The organism is Sphingobacterium endophyticum (genome assembly GCF_009733535.1).
In the GTDB taxonomy this organism is placed as follows: domain Bacteria; phylum Bacteroidota; class Bacteroidia; order Sphingobacteriales; family Sphingobacteriaceae; genus Sphingobacterium; species Sphingobacterium endophyticum.
The window spans coordinates 115,781-137,885 of record NZ_SMMI01000011.1 but is presented as its reverse complement, the minus strand read 5'-3'; the positions used below and the strand labels follow the sequence as shown (position 1 = coordinate 137,885).

The 22,105-nt window shown below is 34.1% G+C and carries 22 protein-coding genes and 1 tRNA gene; 15 read left to right on the top strand and 8 right to left on the bottom strand.

Going from position 1 to position 22,105, the window contains the following annotated elements; translation table 11 throughout:
- Window positions 1-29: 29 nt before the first annotated feature.
- Window positions 30-914: a bestrophin family protein gene (locus tag E0Y80_RS14420; RefSeq protein ID WP_156308376.1), complete on the bottom strand. Its 885-nt coding sequence runs from the start codon at window positions 912-914 to the stop codon at window positions 30-32.
- Between the two features lie 59 nt (window positions 915-973).
- Between E0Y80_RS14420 and E0Y80_RS14415 the strand changes: the two genes are divergently transcribed.
- Both E0Y80_RS14415 and trxA read left to right on the top strand, forming a co-directional pair.
- On the top strand, window positions 974-1,810 hold the full coding sequence (locus tag E0Y80_RS14415; RefSeq protein ID WP_156308375.1) for a glycoside hydrolase family 25 protein: 837 nt from the start codon (window positions 974-976) through the stop codon (window positions 1,808-1,810).
- A 96-nt stretch (window positions 1,811-1,906) separates the two neighbouring features.
- Window positions 1,907-2,203 carry a thioredoxin gene (gene trxA, locus E0Y80_RS14410; protein ID WP_156308374.1) on the top strand — a complete coding sequence of 99 codons (297 nt, stop codon included), beginning with the start codon at window positions 1,907-1,909 and terminating at the stop codon, window positions 2,201-2,203.
- A 49-nt stretch (window positions 2,204-2,252) separates the two neighbouring features.
- On the opposite strand, the gene E0Y80_RS14405 is transcribed toward trxA, so the two are convergent.
- Entirely contained in the window at window positions 2,253-3,572 is a 1,320-nt protein-coding gene (locus E0Y80_RS14405; RefSeq protein WP_156308373.1) for a hemolysin family protein, read from the bottom strand.
- Window positions 3,573-3,780: 208 nt separating this feature from the next.
- Between E0Y80_RS14405 and E0Y80_RS14400 the strand changes: the two genes are divergently transcribed.
- Both E0Y80_RS14400 and E0Y80_RS14395 read left to right on the top strand, forming a co-directional pair.
- A complete protein-coding gene (locus E0Y80_RS14400) occupies window positions 3,781-4,911 on the top strand; it encodes a phosphotransferase enzyme family protein (RefSeq protein WP_231596055.1) in 1,131 nt (376 codons plus the stop codon).
- A gap of 1 nt (window position 4,912) precedes the next feature.
- Window positions 4,913-5,551, top strand: a complete 639-nt coding sequence (locus E0Y80_RS14395; RefSeq protein ID WP_156308371.1) for a carbohydrate-binding family 9-like protein — start codon at window positions 4,913-4,915, stop codon at window positions 5,549-5,551.
- 73 nt (window positions 5,552-5,624) lie between these two features.
- Here E0Y80_RS14395 and E0Y80_RS14390 read toward each other — a convergent pair whose 3' ends face one another.
- A complete protein-coding gene (locus tag E0Y80_RS14390) occupies window positions 5,625-6,176 on the bottom strand; it encodes an NADPH-dependent FMN reductase (RefSeq protein WP_156308370.1) in 552 nt (183 codons plus the stop codon).
- 98 nt (window positions 6,177-6,274) lie between these two features.
- Here E0Y80_RS14390 and E0Y80_RS14385 point away from each other — a divergent pair, with 98 nt between their 5' ends.
- From E0Y80_RS14385 to E0Y80_RS14370, 4 genes are all read left to right on the top strand, one after another.
- Window positions 6,275-8,716: a ligase-associated DNA damage response DEXH box helicase gene (locus E0Y80_RS14385; protein WP_156308369.1), complete on the top strand. Its 2,442-nt coding sequence runs from the start codon at window positions 6,275-6,277 to the stop codon at window positions 8,714-8,716.
- Entirely contained in the window at window positions 8,709-9,359 is a 651-nt protein-coding gene (gene pdeM / locus E0Y80_RS14380; RefSeq protein WP_156308368.1) for a ligase-associated DNA damage response endonuclease PdeM, read from the top strand. Before E0Y80_RS14385 ends, pdeM begins: the two co-directional genes overlap by 8 nt.
- Before the next feature lie 109 nt (window positions 9,360-9,468).
- Entirely contained in the window at window positions 9,469-10,632 is a 1,164-nt protein-coding gene (locus E0Y80_RS14375) for a glycoside hydrolase family 130 protein (RefSeq protein ID WP_156308367.1), read from the top strand.
- Window positions 10,633-10,652: 20 nt separating this feature from the next.
- A complete protein-coding gene (locus E0Y80_RS14370; protein ID WP_156308366.1) occupies window positions 10,653-11,948 on the top strand; it encodes a sugar porter family MFS transporter in 1,296 nt (431 codons plus the stop codon).
- Here E0Y80_RS14370 and E0Y80_RS14365 read toward each other — a convergent pair.
- Window positions 11,945-12,547 (bottom strand): hypothetical protein, encoded by a 603-nt coding sequence (locus E0Y80_RS14365; protein ID WP_156308365.1) that lies wholly within the window; start codon window positions 12,545-12,547, stop codon window positions 11,945-11,947. The two genes, E0Y80_RS14370 and E0Y80_RS14365, sit on opposite strands and share 4 nt — an antisense overlap.
- Window positions 12,548-12,602: 55 nt before the next feature.
- The gene (locus tag E0Y80_RS14360; RefSeq protein ID WP_156308364.1) at window positions 12,603-12,941 is read right to left on the bottom strand and encodes an avidin-fold protein; all 339 of its coding nucleotides are present in this window, start codon (window positions 12,939-12,941) and stop codon (window positions 12,603-12,605) included.
- Window positions 12,942-13,030: 89 nt separating this feature from the next.
- Between E0Y80_RS14360 and E0Y80_RS14355 the strand changes: the two genes are divergently transcribed.
- A complete protein-coding gene (locus E0Y80_RS14355) occupies window positions 13,031-13,387 on the top strand; it encodes a hypothetical protein (RefSeq protein ID WP_156308363.1) in 357 nt (118 codons plus the stop codon).
- Between the two features lie 33 nt (window positions 13,388-13,420).
- Here the strand turns inward: E0Y80_RS14355 and E0Y80_RS14350 are convergent, their stop codons facing one another.
- Window positions 13,421-14,200 carry an alpha/beta fold hydrolase gene (locus E0Y80_RS14350; RefSeq protein ID WP_156308362.1) on the bottom strand — a complete coding sequence of 260 codons (780 nt, stop codon included), beginning with the start codon at window positions 14,198-14,200 and terminating at the stop codon, window positions 13,421-13,423.
- 479 nt (window positions 14,201-14,679) lie between these two features.
- On the opposite strand from E0Y80_RS14350, the gene E0Y80_RS14345 reads away from it, so the two are divergent.
- Window positions 14,680-15,327: an NAD-dependent epimerase/dehydratase family protein gene (locus E0Y80_RS14345; RefSeq protein WP_156308361.1), complete on the top strand. Its 648-nt coding sequence runs from the start codon at window positions 14,680-14,682 to the stop codon at window positions 15,325-15,327.
- 13 nt (window positions 15,328-15,340) lie between these two features.
- Window positions 15,341-16,378, top strand: a complete 1,038-nt coding sequence (locus E0Y80_RS14340) for a bestrophin family protein (RefSeq protein WP_156308360.1) — start codon at window positions 15,341-15,343, stop codon at window positions 16,376-16,378.
- Window positions 16,379-16,597: 219 nt separating this feature from the next.
- Here E0Y80_RS14340 and E0Y80_RS14335 read toward each other — a convergent pair.
- A tRNA-Ser gene (locus E0Y80_RS14335) sits at window positions 16,598-16,685 on the bottom strand.
- Between the two features lie 188 nt (window positions 16,686-16,873).
- Between E0Y80_RS14335 and E0Y80_RS14330 the strand changes: the two genes are divergently transcribed.
- The 4 genes from E0Y80_RS14330 (at window position 16,874) to E0Y80_RS14315 (ending at window position 19,694) form a co-directional block, all read left to right on the top strand.
- Window positions 16,874-17,449, top strand: coding sequence for a hypothetical protein (locus E0Y80_RS14330; RefSeq protein WP_156308359.1), 576 nt, complete (start codon window positions 16,874-16,876; stop codon window positions 17,447-17,449).
- 152 nt (window positions 17,450-17,601) lie between these two features.
- Window positions 17,602-18,456, top strand: a complete 855-nt coding sequence (locus E0Y80_RS14325) for a tetratricopeptide repeat protein (RefSeq protein ID WP_156308358.1) — start codon at window positions 17,602-17,604, stop codon at window positions 18,454-18,456.
- A 17-nt stretch (window positions 18,457-18,473) separates the two neighbouring features.
- Window positions 18,474-19,007 carry a YfiT family bacillithiol transferase gene (locus E0Y80_RS14320; protein ID WP_156308357.1) on the top strand — a complete coding sequence of 178 codons (534 nt, stop codon included), beginning with the start codon at window positions 18,474-18,476 and terminating at the stop codon, window positions 19,005-19,007.
- A gap of 69 nt (window positions 19,008-19,076) precedes the next feature.
- A complete protein-coding gene (locus E0Y80_RS14315) occupies window positions 19,077-19,694 on the top strand; it encodes a hypothetical protein (protein WP_156308356.1) in 618 nt (205 codons plus the stop codon).
- Window positions 19,695-19,768: 74 nt separating this feature from the next.
- Here the strand turns inward: E0Y80_RS14315 and bglX are convergent, their stop codons facing one another.
- A complete protein-coding gene (gene bglX / locus E0Y80_RS14310; RefSeq protein ID WP_156308355.1) occupies window positions 19,769-22,051 on the bottom strand; it encodes a beta-glucosidase BglX in 2,283 nt (760 codons plus the stop codon).
- Between the last annotated feature and the right edge of the window lie 54 nt (window positions 22,052-22,105).

Below are 22,105 nucleotides of genomic sequence, written 5' to 3'. Positions count from 1 at the left end.
AAAAGCCGGTTTAACCGGCTTTTTTATTTCTAACTCAACAATACTTCATTCGTATGTTTTTTAATATTTGAGGCTATTTTATCGATTGGTAGATCATCAGAATCAACACCAAATGGATCCTCAATGGATTCTCCAATCATTTCTAAGGTTGCTAAAACATAAAAAATAAATGGTACAGCTGCCACGACGAAGTAACCCATAGAAAATACCAATCCTATTGGAAGGGTTGCTGTATAAAGGACTATAAATGTTTTTATAAATGAACTGTATCCCAATGGTATTGGGGTATTCTTGATCCTTTCGCATGCTCCCGTTATTTCTGTCAAAGAAGTCAACTCCTTATTCAAAATAATAAATTGATCTCCTGTAATCTTTCCTTCCCCATAAAGAATGTTGGTTTTCTTATAAATCAAAGCTGCAACCTGATTAGGACCATGTTTTTTATCATCCAAATCCTCGAGTTCTGGATGCTCATTTTGATCAAGCATAAACTTGCTATAATCAGAACGCAAGTAGGTATATAAAGTGTCAGCAAATAGGGGAATTGATTTTTTATAAAAACTTCTATTTACTTTATCAGATGGAGACAAAAATGCATTGAGCTTGATTGCAAGAATCCTGCTCGAGTTGGTCAGCGCACCCCATTGCTTTCTTGCCTCCCACCAACGGTCATAAGCGGTGTTTGTTCTAAAAACTAAGATTAATGAAAGTACAAAGCCCAATAGGTTATGTACTGTCGTAATATTGCGCATCCAACTTTTATCTGATAATTTCAAGTATTCCAGTTCATAATATGCTAATGCCCAGGAAACAAAAACTGAGATAATAAGATAGGGTAGTAGTCTTCTAAAAATTTTACTGTTGAATAAGTAGGAAATAGTTTTGGACCAATCTTTTGGATTATAAACAATCATTGAATTATTTTTTTTGACTATGAAATTTAAATAGCCTATTTTCACGCAATATGACAAAAATGCGCAAAACGGTCAAGAAAAAAGTGGTTTCAGATCAACAGATGAAAAAGAATTTTCTTTTTTGGAGCATTGCAATTCCTTCTTTATTGGTTGTATCAATTTTTGCTTGGCAACACCGGGCTGGAATTTCTTATCTTTTTGTGAAATGGTTTGAAAAGGATAAAGTCATATCTGAGGATAATGGAAAATATGATATTCGTAATATTGAATTAATGCGAAGACATAATGATAAAATATTTGGAATTGATGTTTCCCAATATCAAGGCGCGATTTCATGGGACGAAGTCTTAACCATTAACGATGAATTCCCAATAGATTATATTTTTGTCCGCGCAACTATGGGAGAAAAATCAAAGGATTCCAAGTTTAAATTCAATTGGAAACAAATAAAAAGCAAGAACAAACTTAGAGGAGCATATCATTATTTCCGACCAAATGAAAATTCAATCAAACAGGCCGATAATTTTATTAATACAGTTAAATTAGAGGCTGGGGATCTACCTCCAGTATTGGATATAGAAGAAATGCCAAGAAATCAATCCATGGATAGTTTAAAAACGGGATTGAAAAGATGGTTGGTTCAGGTTGAAAAACATTTTAAGGTAAGGCCTGTTTTATATTCAGGTGACAAATATTTTGCGGATTTCTTGGAAAAAGAATTTGCAGATTATACCCTTTGGATTGCTAATTATAACTTCTGGGTGGAAAAACCCAAAAAACATTGGAATTTTTGGCAGTTTTCAGAAAAAGGCTCCGTCAAAGGCATACGCGGTCCTGTAGACTTAAATCTGTTCAACGGGAATATTGAAGAATTAGAAGAATTGTGTGTCAAATAGCAATCTAGTCATTTATATTTTCTAATAGAATAAAAATTACTAATAGAAATACCTTAAGACATTTAAAAGAATATTTTAGAAAATAATCAAATCATAATGGCATCATTCAATGATATTATTCAAAAGAATTCACTAGTACTAGTTGATTTTTCAGCTACCTGGTGTGGTCCTTGCCAAATGCTGGCACCAATTTTAAAAGAAGTTAAGGATGAACTTGGAGATAAACTTTCTATTATTAAAATAGATATTGATAAAAACCAAGCCGTTGCTTCAAAATTTCAGGTCCAAGGAGTACCAACTTTAATTCTATATAAAGATGGCAACCAAGTTTGGAGACAAAGTGGCTTACAGCCCAAACACGAATTGCTAAGAGTTATCAATTCTCATTCTTAAAAATCATAAAACAAAGAAGCGATTAAATTTTTAATCGCTTCCTTGTTTATTAATCTATATTGGATGTCTCTTCAGAAGGTGAGTCCTTCACTTTCAAGCTGAGTTTGTCAATTCTGTGTCCATCCATATCAAGAACCTCGAACTCTAAGTTTTTATAAACAACTTTTTCTCCTTCCTCTGGAATATGATCTAATAATAAGAATACTAATCCGGCAACAGTAGTCAAATTACCAATTTCATCCTCGTCATCTTCCGATAAGTCTAAATGGAACATTTCAATAAAATCATCCAATTGGAAACTACCGTCAATAACATAAGAACCATCTTCTCGTCTTCTGATCGTTTTTTTCTCCTCTGTTTCCGGAGAATCAAACCCTCCAACCAATGAAGCAACTATATCCGTCATCGTAATAATCCCTTGCGGACTTCCATACTCGTCTACAACAACTGCCTGTAGAACCTTGGAAGACTTCAATGTTTGAAGAACATTATAGGCATAGGTGTTTTCATTTACAAAAGGAATGGGGGTTACCAATTTGCTTAGATCCATTTCTTTCGTAGTTAAATATTCCTTCAGTAATGTTTTTACATGAACTACACCAACAACATGGTCAAAGTTTCCATTACATACTGGATATTCGGTATGCTCATCAGCGATAATACATGCTTTATTTTCCTCGAATGAATCCTGGATATCTAAATAGGTTATCTTACTTCGGTGAACCATTAAATTAATAGCTTTCTTATCACCCAAACTTAATACCCGATCTACCATATCATGTTCAATACCTTCAATAGCTCCACTATCAACTCCTTCATCTACTAAAGCTTTGATTTCTTCTTCAGTTACTGCATTCTGATTAATCTTTATATTAAATAACTTGACAATAAATTCAGTAGATATGCTTAATAGCCAAACAAAAGGTTTAACGATTTTACTTAATACATTCATTGGTACCGCTATAATTGAAGCGTATTTCTCAGGAATGGCCATACCAATTCGTTTTGGAACCAATTCCCCAATAACTAGTGATAAATATGTGATCATTAAAACTACTAAAACCACGGAAATTTGATTGCTATATGGGGCTAGGGCTTCAATTTTGTTAAGTTTCTCAGCTAAAAATGTCGAAATGGAGCCTCCTGAAAAGAAACCTGTCAAAATTCCTATAAGGGTAATTCCGATTTGTACTGTTGATAAGAAGTTGTTTGGATTTTCTTTTAATTCTAGCGCCGTTCTAGCACCGTTATTCTTCGCACTTGCTGCCTGTAGGCGTGCTTTCCGACTGGATACTATCGCTATCTCTGAGGCCGATAAGATTCCATTTAAAACTATTAGTATAAGTATAATAACTATTTCCGTGACCATATAGGGTATTAATCGCTAAAGATGCTCCAAATTACGAAATTTTCTTATCAATATTTGCTTTAAATTCAATTTAAACCATTGTTCTAAACAATTATTAAATCTTCTTTTTTGTTGAATAGTTTTAATTTGTGCAACCGTTTGATTACAAAAAATATTTTATTTATTGATTCCTATTATAGATATTGCATTCACTTACAAAGTAGTTTGAATGAAAAGTGAAGTGATGTCAACCAAGAAAACTGAAAACAGCATTAAATCGGCAGAAAATTTTAAACTTGAAGGTGAAATAATAGAGTCTATACCATTTGGTTCTGGACATATCAACGACACTTTTAAAATTACAACAAATAGCCCTAACAATAACTTTTATTTATTACAACGGATAAACCACCATATTTTTCAAGATGTCGATGGATTGATGAATAATATTGAAATCGTTTGTAATCATTTAAAGGAAAAACTAGCCCATTTAGGTGATCATGAAGTTATTAAAAGAACAATGACTATTGTTCAAACTCATGATCATAAAAACTATTACAAAGATCAAAATGGAGAGTATTGGCGCGTATTTATTTTAATACCAAATACTAGAAGTTACGATATTTTGGAAACTCAAGAACAAGCATATTCAGGTGGAATGGCCTTCGGACAGTTCCAAAAACAACTCAGTGATTTAGATCCTAAAACAATTGTCGAAGTTCTTCCTAACTTCCATAATATTGAATTTAGAATGAACAACCTTAAGGAGGCAATAAACTCCAATCCAGTTGGTCGTGTTGAACATGTTCAGGATTTATTGAACTATATTTTTGAAAGGGAACAAAAGATGCGTACAATCCTTGAATTAGGACGCGCTAATAAATTACCATTACGTATAACACATAACGACACAAAGTTTAATAACGTACTGTTAGATGAAGAAAATAATGTTCAATGTGTAATTGACTTGGATACTGTCATGCCAGGCTATGTAGCTTATGATTTTGGTGATGCCATCCGTACAATTATTAATTCCGCTGCTGAAGATGAAAAAGATCTTTCAAAAATCATATTAAACATTCCATTATTTCAATCCTTCGCTGCTGGATACCTCTCTGAGGCCAAGGAATTCTTGACCGAATCTGAAATTGATTCGCTTATTCCTGCAGTTCATTTATTACCCTACATGCAAGCTGTTAGGTTCTTGACAGATTATATCAATGGTGATACCTACTATAAAATAGCATATCCCGAACATAATCTGGTTAGAACCAAAGCTCAATTGAAATTGGTGCATGAATTGGAAATTAACAATGATAAATTAACAGAAATCCTATCTGAAAATTTAATGTCAAATTAGTATGAAAGCTCTTCTAGTCAGTAAAATAAATTTATCAAATGTTGAACTTGATTACTCAGGTTTATCCAATGGACTGAAACATTTGCCTTGGAATCAAATTGATAAATCTCCATGGCAAAATGAATATCCTTATATCCCAGAAGCAAGGTTTCAAATTGCTTATGATGAAGAAGCAATCTTTATTCATTATGATGTTCATGAAGAGTTTGTAAAAGCTGAATTCATCAGGCCTAACGAAAATATTTGGGAAGATAGCTGTGTTGAATTTTTTATTTCCTTCGATCAAAAGAAACATTATTATAATGCAGAATTTAATGTTTTAGGAACAGGCCTTATTGGTTATGGAACTTCAGATAAGGCAACAAGAAATAGATTGTCCGCAGAGGAGATCTTAACGGTTAATACCTTTTCTGAAATAAAAACTTTAAACGGGAAAAAAACTTGGAAACTAATATTAATGATTCCATTTTCAATATTTGGCAAATCATTTATGGATGTACAGGGTGAAACTTTTGATGCTAATTTCTATAAATGCGGGGACGGATTACCTAATCCTCACTTCATTTCATGGAATGATATCAAAAATGAAACCCCCAATTTTCACCTCCCTGAATTCTTTGGAGAGATTAAATTCCAATAAAAATATCGGCAGATTGATTTGAGGATCAATCTGCCGAATTACATACATTTACCCATTACTATAAGGGACTATTTTATATTTTCTCGATCCAGTTATGAAATGCTTTCATAAAAGCATCTAAAAATTTTTGGCAATCTTCATTTGTCAATTTGCCTGAATCATCAAAATTCTTCGCTACATTTCCTATATAAGCTTCAGGTTGAGCCATTGCTAATACATTAATAAAAACTAATGATTGCCTAAGGATATGATTTGCACCAAAGCCACCAATTGCACCAATTGATGAACTAATTACGGCGCCCGGTTTACCATCCCACATATTTTTTCCATATGGACGAGATGCTACATCGATAGCATTTTTTAAAACTGCTGGAATTGATCGGTTATATTCCGGAGTAATAAATAATACTGCATCCAATCCTTTCACAGCATCTCTAAAATCAACAAACTCCTTTGGTGGATTCCCATTATCTAAATCTTCATTATAAAAGGGTAATTGCCCAATTTCTAAAATCTTCATTTCGAATCCTTCCGGAGATGAAGAGACTAAATAATTTGCTATTTTCCTGTTAAACGACTCTTTTCTTAAACTTCCTACAAAAATACCTACTTGTTTATTTGCCATAATTTTAAATTTTCTTAGTTACATTTTATAACAAAATACTTTACAAAAAGTTATTTAGATATTGATAATTGTTTAATTTCAATTTTTGCTTTTAATCTATGAAAAACGAATTTGCTGAAGTATGGTTCTTTAATCAAGGCTGGCAGGCTCATGACTTTCAATTAAAATGTTGGAAAGCACTAGCAAAAGGCGAGTCAGGTATTTTGAATGCACCTACTGGTTACGGGAAAACATTCGCAATATGGTTCGGAGTAATTGCTCATTACTATTCCTCTAATAAAGTGGAGAGCGCCAAAAAGAATAAAAAGAAACATTTACATGCCCTTTGGATTACTCCTTTAAGGGCATTGTCTAAAGAAATTCATAAAGCTACTTCCCAGGTGTCCGCGGATCTTGACCTGGATTATGAAATTGAACTTAGAACTGGTGATACCAGTACCGCAAACCGCCAAAGGCAAAGAAAAAATCCTCCCGAAGCATTAATTACTACCCCAGAAAGTGTACATCTCATATTAGCTACCAAAGAAGGCCAAGATTATTTTAAAAACCTAGAATTTATTATTGTAGATGAATGGCATGAACTTTTGGGTTCTAAAAGAGGTGTTTTAATCGAACTTGCTATCAGCAGATTGAAAGCCATTAATCCCAATCTTAAAATATGGGGAATATCAGCAACCATTGGAAATCTTGAAGAAGCTAAAGATATCCTCTTAGGTCAAGATAATAATGGAATTCTTATTAAAGCTGATATTCGTAAGAAAATTGAAATTCAAACAATTTTTCCAGACAGCCTTGAAAAGTTTCCTTGGGCTGGACATTTAGGAATTCGATTATTAGATAAAGTCATCGATGTAATAAATCAATATAAAACCACATTAATTTTTACCAATACAAGGTCTCAAGCTGAAATTTGGTATCAACAAATCATTACCTATTATCCAGAATTTGCAGGATTATTAGCTATACATCATGGCTCATTGAGTGATGAAGTTAGGAATTGGGTCGAAGAAGCTTTGCACGAAGGAAAATTGAAAGCAGTTGTATGCACGAGCAGTTTGGATTTAGGAGTTGATTTTAGACCTGTGGACTGTGTTATTCAGGTCGGCTCACCTAAAGGTATTGCTAGGTTCCTGCAACGAGCAGGTAGATCCGGTCACCGACCAGATGCAACTTCTATCATTTATTATGTACCTACTAATTCCTTGGAAATAATCGAAGGTGATTCACTCAAATATGCTGTTAAAGAAAAAATTGTAGAAAGCAGAATACCTTTTGTCAGATCATTTGATGTACTAATCCAATATCTAATGACTTTAGCCGTAGGTGACGGATTCTACGCAGATGAAATCCTTCAGGAAGTCGCTCAAACCCATTGCTTCGAATCTATTTCCCAAGAAGAATTCGATCAATGTATGTCCTTATTAATTCATGGAGGATCAACGCTTCAAGCATATGATGACTTTCATCGCTTGGTGTTGGTTGACGGTAAATATAAAGTGACCTCCCGAAAACTGGCCATGAGACATAGACTTTCTATTGGTGCTATCATTTCGGATTTAATGATGAGAGTTAAATTCCTTTCTGGAAAATATTTAGGGTCAATTGAAGAATCTTTTATTAGTAAATTAAATATTGGCGATGTATTTTGGTTTTCAGGTAGACAATTAGAACTTGTTAAAATAATTGCTAACGATGCCATTGTAAAAGCTTCTGAAAAGAAAAAAGGAGTGGTTCCTTCTTGGATGGGTGGTAGATTTGCTATATCACCTGATTTGGGTCTAGCAATCCGCCATAGTTTTAAGAGCATTTATAAAAAACAAAATATTAGTGAAGAAATAAAATATCTACAACCGCTATTTCTTGAACAAGCGAAACTGTCTGGACTACCCAAGGAAGATGAATTGTTAATCGAGTATATCGAAACCAAACATGGATATCACCTCTTTTTATATCCGTTCGAAGGAAAATTGGTACATGAAGGTATGGCTCAAGTTATTGCTTATAGATTAAGCCAGATTAAGCCAACCACTTTCTCTATTGCAACTAATGAGTATGGTATTGAATTGTTATCAGAAACAGAATTTGATATTCATGAGGATTTTCTAAAAGAACTCTTTAATCCAAAAAAATTACACCATGATATTAACTCCGGCATCAATGTCCAAGAAATGGCTAAAAGAAGATTTAGGGATATTGCAGGAATTGCAGGCCTTATATTTCAAGGATTTCCCGGTAAACAAATGAAAAGTAAACATCTTCAGGCAAATGCAGGTCTTTTCTTTTCCGTATTTTCTGAATATGATCCCGGAAACCTACTCCTGAGGGAGGCTTATGATGAAGTTTTTGACTTTCAACTGGAAGAAGGTAGAATGCAAAGGGCATTCGAAAGAATCTCTAACCATAAAATAATTTTTACCCAACCTAAGAATTTAACTCCTTTCGCATTTCCTATATTTGCTGAATCTTTCAGAGAAAAATATTCCAACGAAGATTGGCAAAGTAGACTTGAAAAATTAAAGTTGCAGTTATTAGATGGCTAAGCGAATTGAACTTAATGGTTTAGAATTATTTTTATTACCTCAAAAAGTAATCTACATCCCTAAATATAAAAAATTAATCATTTCGGACTGGCATCTTGGAAAACTATCCCATTTCAGAAAAGAAGGAATTTTTGTCCCTTCTCCAGCTATTGAAGAAGAATTAGAACGATTAAACCTCCTCATTAATGAATTGGATATTAACGAAATTGTTTTTCTTGGTGATCTTTTCCATTCCAAATGGAATGCCGATTGGGAAAAATTTAAATCTTATATCAATCATATATCAAAACAAGCTATCAAGTGTACTTTAACCAAAGGAAACCATGATATCCTTTCCGATAATCACTTTTACAATATGGAAATCAATGTGATTAAGGAGATTGTTCTTTCTGAAGGAATCGTATTATCTCATGAGCCAATTATTGGTCTTCCACAATATATGTACAACATTGTTGGCCATATTCACCCTGGTTGCTCAATTGAAGTAGGGGCAAGGCAAAGCTTTAAATTACCCTGTTTCTTTCTTCAAGATAAAGTCCTCACAATGCCTGCTTTTGGAAAATTTACTGGATTATATTTAGTTAAAAAAACTGTAAATAATACTATCTATGCCATTGTAAATGATTCTGTAATAGCAATTTGATTTTTTACTTCATTGTATATTTTAATAAATATTAGTCTTATATTAGATAAACAATTTTGCTAAAGCGATTTATCATTTTGTTATAAACTAACCAAATTTTAATACTAACATGTCATTAAATCATTGCTTTATTGCCTTGTTATTTCTTCTTACTGGTTGTGTTTCAACCAAGACTGAAGTAACTGGATCAAAAGATTTTGTCTGGACATTAGGTGGGTTTGAAAGACCGAAAAATTTAAATCCAATTATTCAACCTGATTCCACAACTACCTTTATGGACCCTATGAGCGATTCTCTGGTACGTTGGGAAGAAAATGACACATTTAACCCTGGTGCTGTTGTAAAGGATGGGAAAGTGTATGTATTGTATCGTGCTGAAGATAAGTTTGGGATTGGTATTGGATTCAGAACTTCAAGGCTTGGATTAGCTGAAAGCAATGATGGAATTCACTTTACTCGACACAAAAAACCAGTGCTATTTCCAGAAGACGACAATCAAAAAGAATTTGAATGGCCAGGTGGAGTAGAAGATCCTAGACTCGCAGTGACTGAAGATGGAACCTATGTTGTGTTTTATACCCAATGGAATAGAGATGTACCCAGGCTAGGCGTGGCAACTTCAAAAGATCTAATTAATTGGGAAAAACATGGGCCAATTTTTAAAAATGCTAAATATAAAAAAGTATTTAATGAAGGTCATAAGTCAGCGTCAATTGTTACTAAAATCAAAGGTGATAAATTGGTCATTACTAAAGTTGGTCAATCTTATTTCATGTATTGGGGAGAGCATGGAGTGTCCGGTGCAACTTCTACTGACTTAATCAATTGGGAACCAGTTTTGAATGAGGAGGGTGAATTAGCTAAATTTATTATTCCCCGTGAAGGATATTTTGATTCAGCTTTGACTGAATGTGGTCCTCCTGCAGTTATGACTGATAAAGGTATATTGCTCTTATACAACGGCAAAAATCATGATAGCAAGGAATTAGCTGATCCTAGATTTAATCTAGGAACCTATAGCGCAGGCCAGGTTCTTTTTTCGAGTACTGATCCAACCGAAGTCTTACAACGTTTAGATGTTCCTTTTTTAAGACCAATGGAAGATTTTGAAAAATCTGGTCAGTATAAAGATGGTACCGTTTTTATTCAGGGCTTGACCTTTTACAAAAACAAATGGTATCTCTATTATGGATGTGCTGATTCTAAAGTAGCCGTCGCTATTTATGACCCTAATAAACTCGTAGATTTTGACCCGCTCCCTGAAGTAAAATAATAAACCTAAATACCTAAACCATGAGTAAAATTTGGAAATATGTTTTTATTGCTTCCTTAGGGGGATTCCTCTTTGGTTTTGAAACCGCTGTCATTTCTGGCGCGGAAAAAATAATTCAAGAACTTTGGCATTTAAATTCATTCTGGCATGGATTTACGGTTTCTATATCTTTAATTGGTACTATCTTCGGTGCCATTGCCGCAGCCAAACCCGCTCAAAAATATGGCAGAAAAAGAGTCCTTCAAGTTGTAGCTGTCATGTATCTTTTATCCGCAATTGGATGTGGATTATCCTTTAACTGGTATATGTTCCTGTTTTTTAGACTCCTAGGGGGTATATCTGTTGGGGTTAGTTCCGTTGTTGGTCCACTATATATTTCTGAAATCGCTCCCGCTCAATTACGTGGTAGAATGACCGGAATGTTCCAAATAATGATTGTAAGTGGAATTTTTATTGCCTTTTTAACAAATTATTTATTTGCTAATTTTGGTGATGATGCATGGAGGTACATGTTGGGAATTATGGCAATTCCATCCATAGCATTCTTATTATTATTAAATACCATTCCTTATTCTCCACGCTGGTTATTATTAAATAATAGGGAAGAGGAAGCCAAAGAAGTTTTTAAGAGTTTAGACCAACCAATCCCTGATTTAGAAAGCTTAGATAATCAGCCAATTAAAAATAAAGAAGAACCACTGTTTCAATCAAAATATAAAAAGCCTATAATTTATGCCGTTCTTTTGGCTGTGTTTAATCAGTTTACAGGAATCAACGCTATTTTATATTATGCTCCTAGAATATTTGAAATGGCAGGATTTAGTAGGGAACTCGCTTTCTTGCAACCTATCTTTATAGGTGGGACTAACTTACTTTTTACTTTGATCGGTATGAGCATTATTGATAAATATGGTCGTAAAAAATTGCTTTTAAGTGGGGCAGTAGGAATGTTCATCTTTTTGGTCCTAGCCGCTTTTGGCTTGAAGTCTGGTGATTCACAATTCTTATTATTTTATATTATTGGCTTTATCGCATCATTTGCACTTTCTCAAGGCGCAGTTATCTGGGTTTTTATATCAGAAATTTTCCCAAATCCTGTTCGTGCTCAAGGAACCTCTTTAGGTAGTACAACTCATTGGGTCATGGCTGCAATAATCTCTTGGATTTTCCCAATTATAGTCGAAAATGTAGCGTCCGGTGGATTTTATATTTTCATGTTTTATGCTTTAATGGTGGTAATTTCTTTCTTCTTCGTACTTAGGATGCCCGAAACAAAAGGTAAATCATTAGAACAAATTCAAAATGAACTAAACTAATACTTACCAGTCTTCATATTGTTTTCACTGGAAGAAATATCATTTTTTATATGAACAATTTTCCTGTTTTCATAATAATTGATATACTCCTCACGTGTCTTGAACTTTGCATCTGGATTTCCTTCGTAATCTTGAATAGTTAATAAAATATCACGATTAAATTCATGTTTATTGTTTGGATCTGATAAAAATTGCTTCATTTCTTCTTTATCGTATCCAAAAATTAATTCCACATCTAAATGAAAAACATTCCCATATGCAAATTTGGATTCGAAAAGTTGATATACATCAGAATTCTCCATGTATTTGTAAAGTAGATACGCAATAACATCTAAGGTATAATATTGTAATTCGTATTCCTGCCCATTTATTTCTTCAGTTAACAGCCATTTAATTAAAGGCTTATCTTCATATTGACTATTTTCAAATAATTCTAATATTAACTTTGTTCTAGACCAGGCATTTAAATCATAATCCCAACCGTCTTCTGTTGGCTTGATGTCCAATTTAAAGGGTTCAAGTAACGATAAATCCCCACTTGAGCGAAATGCTTCAATTAAATTTCTTAATTCTTTTTTTGACTCTATATTTTCATTCATCAATCCAAATCTTTTAAATATCCATATAATAGGGCAACATATTTAATAATGCAAATTATTCTTCCTCGATGATAGATTTACCACTTGATAAATCCCCATTTGTCCATTGCCATTTCTCATGTAGCCTGATTTTCCCATTGCTTAATATCTCAGGAATGGATTCACAAATACCGGTCCGTATATTTCCTTCCTTGTTAATGTGATGATAATTCATCTCAATAGTACCATATTCACTTACTATTCCTATTAATTGTCCATATTTAATCATTCCTCCAAAATATTCCGCATGGACAATCTTTCCAATTTGTTTATAATAAAATAAAGTCTCATTGGAAGTCTCTCCAGTAACAGAATTGTTCTTCGTTTTGAAAACCTTATTGTGATAATTAACCATTAACATAATGTTCATCTATATTTATCATAACCCCATTGGCATTAAAATTGATTTAATTCAATCATATTGTTTTATAATTTAAATATAGCATGAAAAAACTTTTGTTCCCGATTTTTGTATTAACTCTCTCGCTTTCATCCTGTGCTAAAGACGAATTTAATGTTGAAGATGATTTTAAAATTATTAATAGCAAATGGGAGGGAAAGGGTCACGTAGGTGGTTCGCCTGATCAAAAACAAATTAAATTGGAGTTTCTTGATGCTGGGAAATTAAAAGGATTTTATGATCCTAATAATTGGGAAGGTACATATAATTTCAATCTGGAAACAAAAAGAGGAGTTATTCTTGAAGAAGGTGAATTAGAGATGCCTTTTGAAGTTTATGGTGACTCCTTAAAATTTGAAATTATACCCGGTGATTGGATAATAATGGTAAAAGTTAAATAACATCTTTTATTTTTGCTGTATTCATTGAAATTGCTAACTATATTTCAAGAATTTCTCTACCATATCAGTAATTAGAAAACGATCAGAATAATTAGGACTTATTGTTGTAACCTCACCTAGGTATTCTCCATGAGTGGCCGGAATAATAGCGAGTCTGGAATTCTTTATTTTATCATGTAGTTCTAATGCATGTTCCGGCTTAATAATATCTTGATCACCTATTACGATTAAGGTTGGTATTTCAATCGATTCAAGCAATTCATCATTAATATCCTCAAAATTAACCATTCTTCTGGCGTCTTTATCATGCATATTTTTCAAACCTTGCTCGGAATCAACAATCTTTAAATAACTGTCTTTTAACTGTTGTGGCATATTTTCCAAACTAGCATTCCCCATAAACTCCCAAAACCAGGAAGGAACACCATTTCTTTTTGCTAATGGTGAGCACAATATTAGTTTTTCAATGCATTCGGGCTGTCTAATAGCCAACTGCAATGCCGTCGTAGCTCCATTGCTAAATCCCAGGATATTTGCTTTTGAAATCTTTAAATTTTTCAGTAACCGAAATACATCATCCGCATCTTGTTGGAAAGATAATTCAGATTCTCGGTCATCTGTCCTTCCATGAGCCTGTAATTCCACTGCAATAATTTGATTGGAACTCGCCAATAATGGAATTATCCGTTCAAAACTACTTTGAATGGTAGAACCGCCACCATGTATTAAAACCAATGGAAATCCTTCAGAATAAATTTCATAATACATCCTAAGTCCGTTGACTTCCGAATATCCGCTATGAGTGGGCTGCATTGATGATAGTTTTTTGTTCTTTTAAAGTTAGAAATAAAAATAAATCAAGCTCTTTCCATAAGACAAGAAATTCTGTAACAGGATTTAGTATAGCCAAAAACTTGTCATTCCAACGCTTTAGCGTTGGAAACTATTTTTTCGCTTACCTTAACAACTCAGCGGTTAGATTCCTTTTAATTCATTTTACTACCCAATCTACTTTCGTTCCAACTGCTCCCAAAGCTCTTGTCATCCAACGCTTCAGTGTTGGATACTGTTTTATCGCTTACAATCCCCTTAGAAGTCACATCCCTTAAACTCAAATTTCGTTATTTGTGATTTAGCGATTTAAACTTCGCACAAGTTTCTTTGCAAAAACTACAATCAGATTTTATTGTTATTAATTGAACTTTTGAGCAAATATATTAGGACTTTAAAACAAATATTAATTATCTTTTCTTATAGAAATCAGCACTAATAGAAATTTAATAAAATAGAAAATGAAAGTAATCATAACAGGTGCCACTGGAATGGTAGGCGAAGGTGTCTTATTTGAGTGCTTAGAAAATCCAGCAGTATTAGAGATTCTTATAATTGGCAGAAGGAAATACGAGTTGACTCATCCTAAACTAAAAGAACTAATTGTGAAAGATTTTTCGGAAATCAACAATCATTCGGAAGTATTAAAGCAATATGAAGGATGTTTCTTTTGTGCAGGTTCAAGTTCAGTAGGCGAAAACGAAGAAAGCTTTACCAAAAAGACCTATGACTTTGTTGTCCCATTTGCCACTTCGTTATCAGCAATCAATCCTTCAATGATATTTATTTATGTTTCGGGTAACCGCACAGACAGCACTGAACAAGGAAAAGTGATGTGGGCAAGGGTAAAAGGCCGTACCGAAAATGCTTTGATGAAATTACCATTTAAAGGTCAGTATAATTTCCGCCCCGCAATAATGATAGGTACAAAAGGACAAAAAAATGTAAAGACTTTGTACAAAATATTGGGTCCTCTAATTGCTCCCTTTATTTCTGCAAAAACTCTCAAACTTTCAGAAGTAGGAAAAGCAATGATAAATGCAGTTGCAAAAGGATATCCCACCCAGATTTTGGAAACGGAGGATATTTTGAAATTATCAAAAAAATAAACCATTACAATCTATGTTAGTTAAAAAAAACGTGTCCTTTTTAGGAATACTTTTCTTCTCGGGTCATCATATTCCCTGGCTTACAGTTTGGGCTGTAAGTGTAGCTTGCCTGTACCAATTCACGAGCCTTGGAGAAGTAGCTATCCCTTGGCTGCCAGCTTCTATTATTGCAACGGCAGTAGCATTTTATGTAGGCTTTAAAAACAACCAGGCATACGACCGTGTTTGGGAGGCCAGAAAGATTTGGGGCGCTATTGTAAACAGTAGTAGAAGCTGGGGTAATATGCTGGATAATTATATCAGTAATCTTATTCGGGAAGATCCTTTGAGTGAATTGCAATTAAAAGAAATCAAACAGCAATTAATTTATAGGCATATCGCTTGGCTATATACTTTACGTAATCAGTTATTGGCGACCACACAATGGGAACACGCATCCCAAAAAGGTTTGGTTGGCAAATGGGGACAAAGAAATATAACAAAATACGGTGTTGGAATCTATACAAACGATGATATAGACAGCATATTGAAAAAGTATCTTACTGATGAGGAATATGTACGAAAAACCAATTACGCTAACTATGCTACAGAGCTAATCCATTTGCAAGGAATACAATTAGCATCATTACGTCAACAAAACCTCTTGAACGATTTTCGTCACCTTGAATTACAAAAAATGCTTAACGATTTTTATGACCAACAAGGCAAGGCGGAACGAATCAAAAAATTTCCATTACCAAGGCTGTATGCTAACCTTAGCTTTGTATTCGTTTGCATTTTTATCATTTTGTTGCCTTTTTGTTTGATGGGAGAGTTTTCAAAGTTAGGCGACATCGGTATTTGGATTTCAGTACCCTTAGTTGTTTTGGTAGGATGGATTTATGTAAGTATGGAGTTGGTAGGCGATTATACAGAAAACCCTTTTGAAGGCTCATACAACGATGTTCCAATGCTTTCCATCTGCAGAACCATAGAAATAGATTTACTTCAGATGTTTGACGAAACTGATGTTCCAAAACCAATTCAACCTATTGGCAATATATTGATGTAATGTAAGAATTATTGTTCGCAAAGCAGAGATTGAGGGATTAGTTCAGCCCCACAATTCCCGCGCTCAAACCCTGAACTATCCCTTGTTGGGGGTGGCTTAAAATAAAACAAAGCCGATCGCTACGCTCCCAGTTTTGTTGTTTCTGTATCTTTTGCTCAAACAAGTTTGGCAAAAGCCCAGAAACAACAAAACCCGACTAACGTCGGGCTTTGTTTTATTTGGCGGAGAGTGAGGGATTCGAACCCCCGAACCTGTGACAGTTAACGGTTTTCAAGACCGCCGCATTCGACCACTCTGCCAACTCTCCGCGACAAAAGTAGAAATTTTTAATCTCCTACCAAAACTTAATTATTAGTAGCCTGAAAATGAGCCTAATTATTTTCTAAATCCACCAAAAATCAGTTTTCCCCTCTAAAACAGGTATCAAATATTACCTGTTTTCATGGAATTTTTCAATCTGAAATATCCCTTAGTTTTGCCTTAAACAATCACATTATGCAAAAAAATAAAATATTAAACCTCCTAATTGCAATTACGCTTTTGTTAACTACATCTGTATCCCTTTCTTCATGTAGTAAAGACAGTGACTCACCAGATGGTAACAATGGAAATTATTACATCAAAGCTAAATTTGACGGAAAAGAAATCATCTTTAAACATCAAACGAATTTTCAAAGCGGTGGGAATGATGGAAGATTAGAACATATTACCCTAGGTGCTGATGAGAAAAATTATAAAGAGCTTGGAAATAATGAGTTTCCAATTGGATTTTTAATTGAAATCTGGAACGAAGGTGGTAATATTACCCCGGGTACTTATACTATATTGGGTGGAGGAGATGTCGACTATGAAGATCCAAAATCTTATAGCCTAGATGCAATATATATGTTAACAGGAACTACTAGATATTATGCCAATGACACAAAAGATTTCACATTCGTTATTTCAGAACTAAATAAGGATAAAAATATAAAAGGAACCTTCAAAGGAAAAATAATGCTAAATGATGGATCCAATAAAATCATTAATGTAACTGATGGTGAACTTTTTCTGCCTTATACCGACAACTAGCATTCACAATCATAATTTATAATTCGTACCAAACAGTTTTATGGAAACATAAAACTGTTTTTTTTAAATTGTTGTTAAAAACATTTAAAATTCAAAAAGCATTTAACAATTACTGATATATTCCCGATTTTAGTGGAAAAGTAAAGCTTAGAATGAAGAAACTACTATTTCTATTCATAATCTTCAGTAATCTAGTCCATGCACAGACCCCGAAATTATCATTCGACACGAAATTCTATGATGCGGAGAATAGATGGGTTTTGTTTAATAAAAAGGAAAATCAAAACACCTATGGATTAGGTTTTATTTACCTGGATCCGAAAGCAGGATATACTTTTAATTATGAAGGTGAAGTCGAATTAAAAAAAAATAAATTTCAACGCCTACCACGATTGGATACCACGAATAATATAAAAATTCGTTTGGATGTCAATACCTTTGATGTATATATATTGTCAGATGAATTAATTAAGCAATTTGCTTTGCCGGAAAAACCTGATTGGCTCGATGCTTATTCAGTTAATCAAGATTTTATCCAAAATAGAGTGCAAAAAGCATCCTATCTAAATGGGGCAGGAGCAAGTCATAAAGCACTTCCTATCTTACAAAAAGCATATGAGGAAGACCCGCACTTTCCAGGTTTGGAATTTGAACTCGGATATGCTTATAATGCAACAGGAAGCTTCTATAAAGCTGTGATAGTTCTTAATAAAGCTATAGAAAATGATCCTAGTAATTTTTGGTATTACCGAGAATTAGGATTTTCATTGAAACATCTCAATAATCTCCCCGAAGCCGAAAAAATATATAGAAAGGCAATAGAACTTACTTCAGATAAAATTCAAATCGCTGAAATGGCAATTAACATGGCGCAAAGTTATTACCATGCCAAAGACAAAGTGAATTTTGATGCTTGGAAGAAAGTCGTAATGGATAATGCCGATCCCAATTCGCAATTTATGGCCTATATCCAATATTTTGAAGAGAATTGGTATAAACCTAATTAAATTTAAAATTTAAACGAATGATGAAAGATAACCTAGAAAAATTACGATATCCAATTGGAAAATTCTCAAAACCAGAAGTTATAAGTCCGGAATTGCTTGAAACATGGATTAATACAATTTCCAAATTTCCAGAGTATTTAAAAAATGAGGTGAATAAGCTGAATGAAAAAGACTTAGAAAATTCTTATCGAGAAGGAGGATGGACAGTAAGACAGCTAATCCATCATTGTGCAGATAGCCATATGAATAGTTTTATCCGATTTAAATTAGCATTAACAGAAGATACACCTACAATAAAACCATATAAAGAAGATAAATGGGCAATATTGGCAGATAGTATATTAATGCCTATTGAGTGCTCTATCCGAATTCTTGAAGGTCTTCACCAAAGATGGACTGCGCTGCTCCAAAGTTTAGATGCTAAACAATTAAAAATGGAATTTAAAAATCCCGAATCTGGAAAAATTATAAATATTGAAACAGCAATCGGAATTTATGCCTGGCATTGCAATCACCACATCACCCATATTATTAATGCTAAAAAACATTAAAAATCAATATTTGTACGCTAAATTCTTTTAAAATAAGTAGATTTAATAAAATCATAAAAACTCTATTTCATGGAACAAGTAACCCCATTTAAAAGTGCGAGCCAAGCCATAGAAACATTAGATAATGGCGGCGAATTCTATAATATTTTTACGCAGGCAGACGATGATCTGATTTCACAGTCTGAGGTTTCAAAGGTTGCGGGTGCAAGATTGGAAAAACAAAAAGCGGTTTTATTCTTGAAATTGGCAATGGCAAATTTGTCTCCGCGTGAACAACAGGAAATTGAAGGTAGATTTGATGATAGACTTTCAGACAACTTTAATAAATATAATCCTGAAAATCTTATCGCAATTACTGATATCGAATCAATTAAACCAGGTACTGGCGTATTAATTACTGGCATTCCTAGAAAAATTGAAGGCGAAGGTGTTGTAAGCGGATATATCTCTATTCCAGTTATTGATGTGTTTACTCTAATCCCAATCAGTGAAACATATACCGTTTATGAAATTAAAGATGAAACTTCGGGTAATTCAGTTTTAGTCGCTCACGATAAAGATGCTGGTATGTTGCCTGAAATAAAAATAAAAATAGCAGGTGTTGTTAAACAGTTTCAATTGGCTCAAGACCAGGAAAGCGAATTTGAAAAATTTATTGAGGTAGATTATTTTAGTGAAACAGAATAAATAACAAAGGGCTGCAAATAAATTGCAGCCCTTCTTTTTCATAGGTAGGGTACTATTCTTATGCAAGCTCTTCTTTAATCTAGGAGTTCAAATTCCGCTTCTTCGGTATCCCTAGAATTTGTTCCGACAAATACCTTGAACTTTCCAGGTTCTGAAATAAATTTCAAATCTTGGTTATAAAATTTTAAATCTTCTTCGCTAATCATAAAATCTACTTCCTTAGACTCACCTTTCTTGATGAATATTTTCTGAAAACCTTTAAGCTCTTTGACCGGACGTGTCTGGCTACCAACTAAATCCTGAATATAAAGTTGTACTACTTCTTCACCGTCATACTGCCCAATATTCTCTATTCGGACAGAGATTTTTAGATTTTCAGTTTTGGACATATTGGTCTTAGGCATTTCTATTGGACCATATTTAAAGGTTGTATAACTTAATCCAAAACCAAAAGGGAATAGGGGTTCGTTGCTTACATCCAGATAGTTTGATCTGAATTTTTGAAACCAAGCATCTTTGGCTAATGGTCTGCCGGTATTTTTATGGCTATAGTACAAAGGAATCTGTCCTACATTTTGAGGAAAAGTGGCAGGTAATTTTCCAGATGGATTGATCGTTCCAAAAAGTACATCCGCAACTGCTTTTCCAGTCTCAGTACCTCCAAACCATACATTTAAAATAGCTGGTACATGTTCATTCTCCCAGGTTAGCGTCAATGGCCTCCCAGTAAATAATACCAATACTATTGGTTTCCCCGTTTTTAATAAGGCTTCCAATAACCTCCTTTGACTTTGCGGTATATTTAAATCAGTCCTACTGGAACTCTCTCCACTCATTTCAGAACTTTCTCCTAATGCAGCAACTATGACATCTGCATCTCTCGAAATGTTCAAGGCTTCCTCTATTATTGTATCTGAAGGACGTTCGTCTCTTGGAATAGTTCTTCCAAACATTGTTGATCGCTCTTGCAAAATTGGATCATCCGTAAGATTCGACCCCAAATGACTAACAATATTAACTTCTTTGCCTAAAGCTGCTTTCATTCCTTCAACCAAAGAAGGAGTTTTTACTAAATCAGCACTTACACTCCATGTTCCGGGCATATTCGACCCAGTATTTGCCAATGGCCCAATCACTGCAACCGTACCTTGTTTTTTTAACGGAAGGGTATTCTTGTCATTTTTTAATAGTACAAAGGATTTTCCTGCTGCTTCCCTTGCCAGTTTTAAATGTTCTTCGGTAAGGATCTCCGTTTTTGCCCTTTGCTCATCACAATACCGAAACGGATCCTCAAATAAACCTAGTCGATATTTAGCTTCTAATACATAGCGACAAGCCCTCGTGATTTCTGCTTCGGTTACTTTTCCTTCATCCAAGGATTTTTTTAGTGTTGTTAGAAATCCTTCGCCAACCATGTCCATATCAACTCCGGCCTTCAACGAAAGTTCAGATACTTTCTGCAAATCTCCCAAGCCATGATCTATTAATTCATTTACTGCTGTATAATCGGTAACAACTAAGCCATTAAATTTCCAATCTTTCCTCAATAAATCTGTTAATAACCAATGGTTTGAACTTGCTGGAACTCCATTAATGTCATTGAAAGAGGTCATAATGGACATCGCGCCAGCATCTATCGCAGCTTTATAAGGAGGAAGATACTCATTGTACATCCGATGTAAACTCATATCCGTCGTGTGGTAATCTCGCCCAGCTTCTGCAGCTCCATATAATGCAAAGTGCTTTACACAGGCCATTAAAGTGTTGTTCTTGCTCAAATCATCAGCCTGATATCCTAATACCATCTCCTTAGCAATTCGAGAACTTAAATAGGTATCCTCGCCACTTCCTTCTGAAATTCTTCCCCAACGTGGATCTCTTGAAATGTCGACCATAGGAGAAAAGGTCCAGTTCAAGCCATCTGCTGTAGCTTCAATAGCTGCAACTCTTGCAGTTTTTCTTATTAATCCCATATCCCATGTAGATGCTAATCCCAAAGGAATTGGAAATATAGTTTTATATCCATGGATAACATCCATACCAAAGATGATTGGTATTTTTAATCTGGACTGCGAAATTGCAATCTCTTGAGCCTTTCTAATTTTAACTGGACTAGTCATACTGAATATTCCACCTATATTTCCAGCTTTTATCTTTGATTCAACGTCTGTAGAAACGACTGATCCTGTGACTGCTTCACCTGCTGTAACCAAATTAAGTTGCCCGATCTTCTCCTCAACGGTCATCTTTTTCAGTAATCCATCTATGAATGCATTCATCTCTTGGTTTTCTTGGCCATGAACTAATTGAGTACTCAATAACAAGCTATAACAAAGAATTTGCTTAATAATTTTCATCCCTTCAAAATCATTGAAATGCTCAACCCTAAAATAGGGCTGAGCAAATTCTAA

Excerpts from the sequence above, each read along its gene's own strand:
- E0Y80_RS14420 (WP_156308376.1), bottom strand. The coding sequence starts at position 914 with ATGATTGTTTATAATCCAAAAGATTGGTCCAAAACTATTTCCTACTTA.
- E0Y80_RS14415 (WP_156308375.1), top strand. The coding sequence starts at position 974 with ATGCGCAAAACGGTCAAGAAAAAAGTGGTTTCAGATCAACAGATGAAA.
- trxA (WP_156308374.1), top strand. The coding sequence starts at position 1,907 with ATGGCATCATTCAATGATATTATTCAAAAGAATTCACTAGTACTAGTT.
- E0Y80_RS14405 (WP_156308373.1), bottom strand. The coding sequence starts at position 3,572 with ATGGTCACGGAAATAGTTATTATACTTATACTAATAGTTTTAAATGGA.
- E0Y80_RS14400 (WP_231596055.1), top strand. The coding sequence starts at position 3,781 with ATGAAAAGTGAAGTGATGTCAACCAAGAAAACTGAAAACAGCATTAAA.
- E0Y80_RS14395 (WP_156308371.1), top strand. The coding sequence starts at position 4,913 with ATGAAAGCTCTTCTAGTCAGTAAAATAAATTTATCAAATGTTGAACTT.
- E0Y80_RS14390 (WP_156308370.1), bottom strand. The coding sequence starts at position 6,176 with ATGGCAAATAAACAAGTAGGTATTTTTGTAGGAAGTTTAAGAAAAGAG.
- E0Y80_RS14385 (WP_156308369.1), top strand. The coding sequence starts at position 6,275 with ATGAAAAACGAATTTGCTGAAGTATGGTTCTTTAATCAAGGCTGGCAG.
- pdeM (WP_156308368.1), top strand. The coding sequence starts at position 8,709 with ATGGCTAAGCGAATTGAACTTAATGGTTTAGAATTATTTTTATTACCT.
- E0Y80_RS14375 (WP_156308367.1), top strand. The coding sequence starts at position 9,469 with ATGTCATTAAATCATTGCTTTATTGCCTTGTTATTTCTTCTTACTGGT.
- E0Y80_RS14370 (WP_156308366.1), top strand. The coding sequence starts at position 10,653 with ATGAGTAAAATTTGGAAATATGTTTTTATTGCTTCCTTAGGGGGATTC.
- E0Y80_RS14365 (WP_156308365.1), bottom strand. The coding sequence starts at position 12,547 with ATGAATGAAAATATAGAGTCAAAAAAAGAATTAAGAAATTTAATTGAA.
- E0Y80_RS14360 (WP_156308364.1), bottom strand. The coding sequence starts at position 12,941 with ATGGTTAATTATCACAATAAGGTTTTCAAAACGAAGAACAATTCTGTT.
- E0Y80_RS14355 (WP_156308363.1), top strand. The coding sequence starts at position 13,031 with ATGAAAAAACTTTTGTTCCCGATTTTTGTATTAACTCTCTCGCTTTCA.
- E0Y80_RS14350 (WP_156308362.1), bottom strand. The coding sequence starts at position 14,200 with ATGCAGCCCACTCATAGCGGATATTCGGAAGTCAACGGACTTAGGATG.
- E0Y80_RS14345 (WP_156308361.1), top strand. The coding sequence starts at position 14,680 with ATGAAAGTAATCATAACAGGTGCCACTGGAATGGTAGGCGAAGGTGTC.
- E0Y80_RS14340 (WP_156308360.1), top strand. The coding sequence starts at position 15,341 with ATGTTAGTTAAAAAAAACGTGTCCTTTTTAGGAATACTTTTCTTCTCG.
- E0Y80_RS14330 (WP_156308359.1), top strand. The coding sequence starts at position 16,874 with ATGCAAAAAAATAAAATATTAAACCTCCTAATTGCAATTACGCTTTTG.
- E0Y80_RS14325 (WP_156308358.1), top strand. The coding sequence starts at position 17,602 with ATGAAGAAACTACTATTTCTATTCATAATCTTCAGTAATCTAGTCCAT.
- E0Y80_RS14320 (WP_156308357.1), top strand. The coding sequence starts at position 18,474 with ATGATGAAAGATAACCTAGAAAAATTACGATATCCAATTGGAAAATTC.
- E0Y80_RS14315 (WP_156308356.1), top strand. The coding sequence starts at position 19,077 with ATGGAACAAGTAACCCCATTTAAAAGTGCGAGCCAAGCCATAGAAACA.
- bglX (WP_156308355.1), bottom strand. The coding sequence starts at position 22,051 with ATGAAAATTATTAAGCAAATTCTTTGTTATAGCTTGTTATTGAGTACT.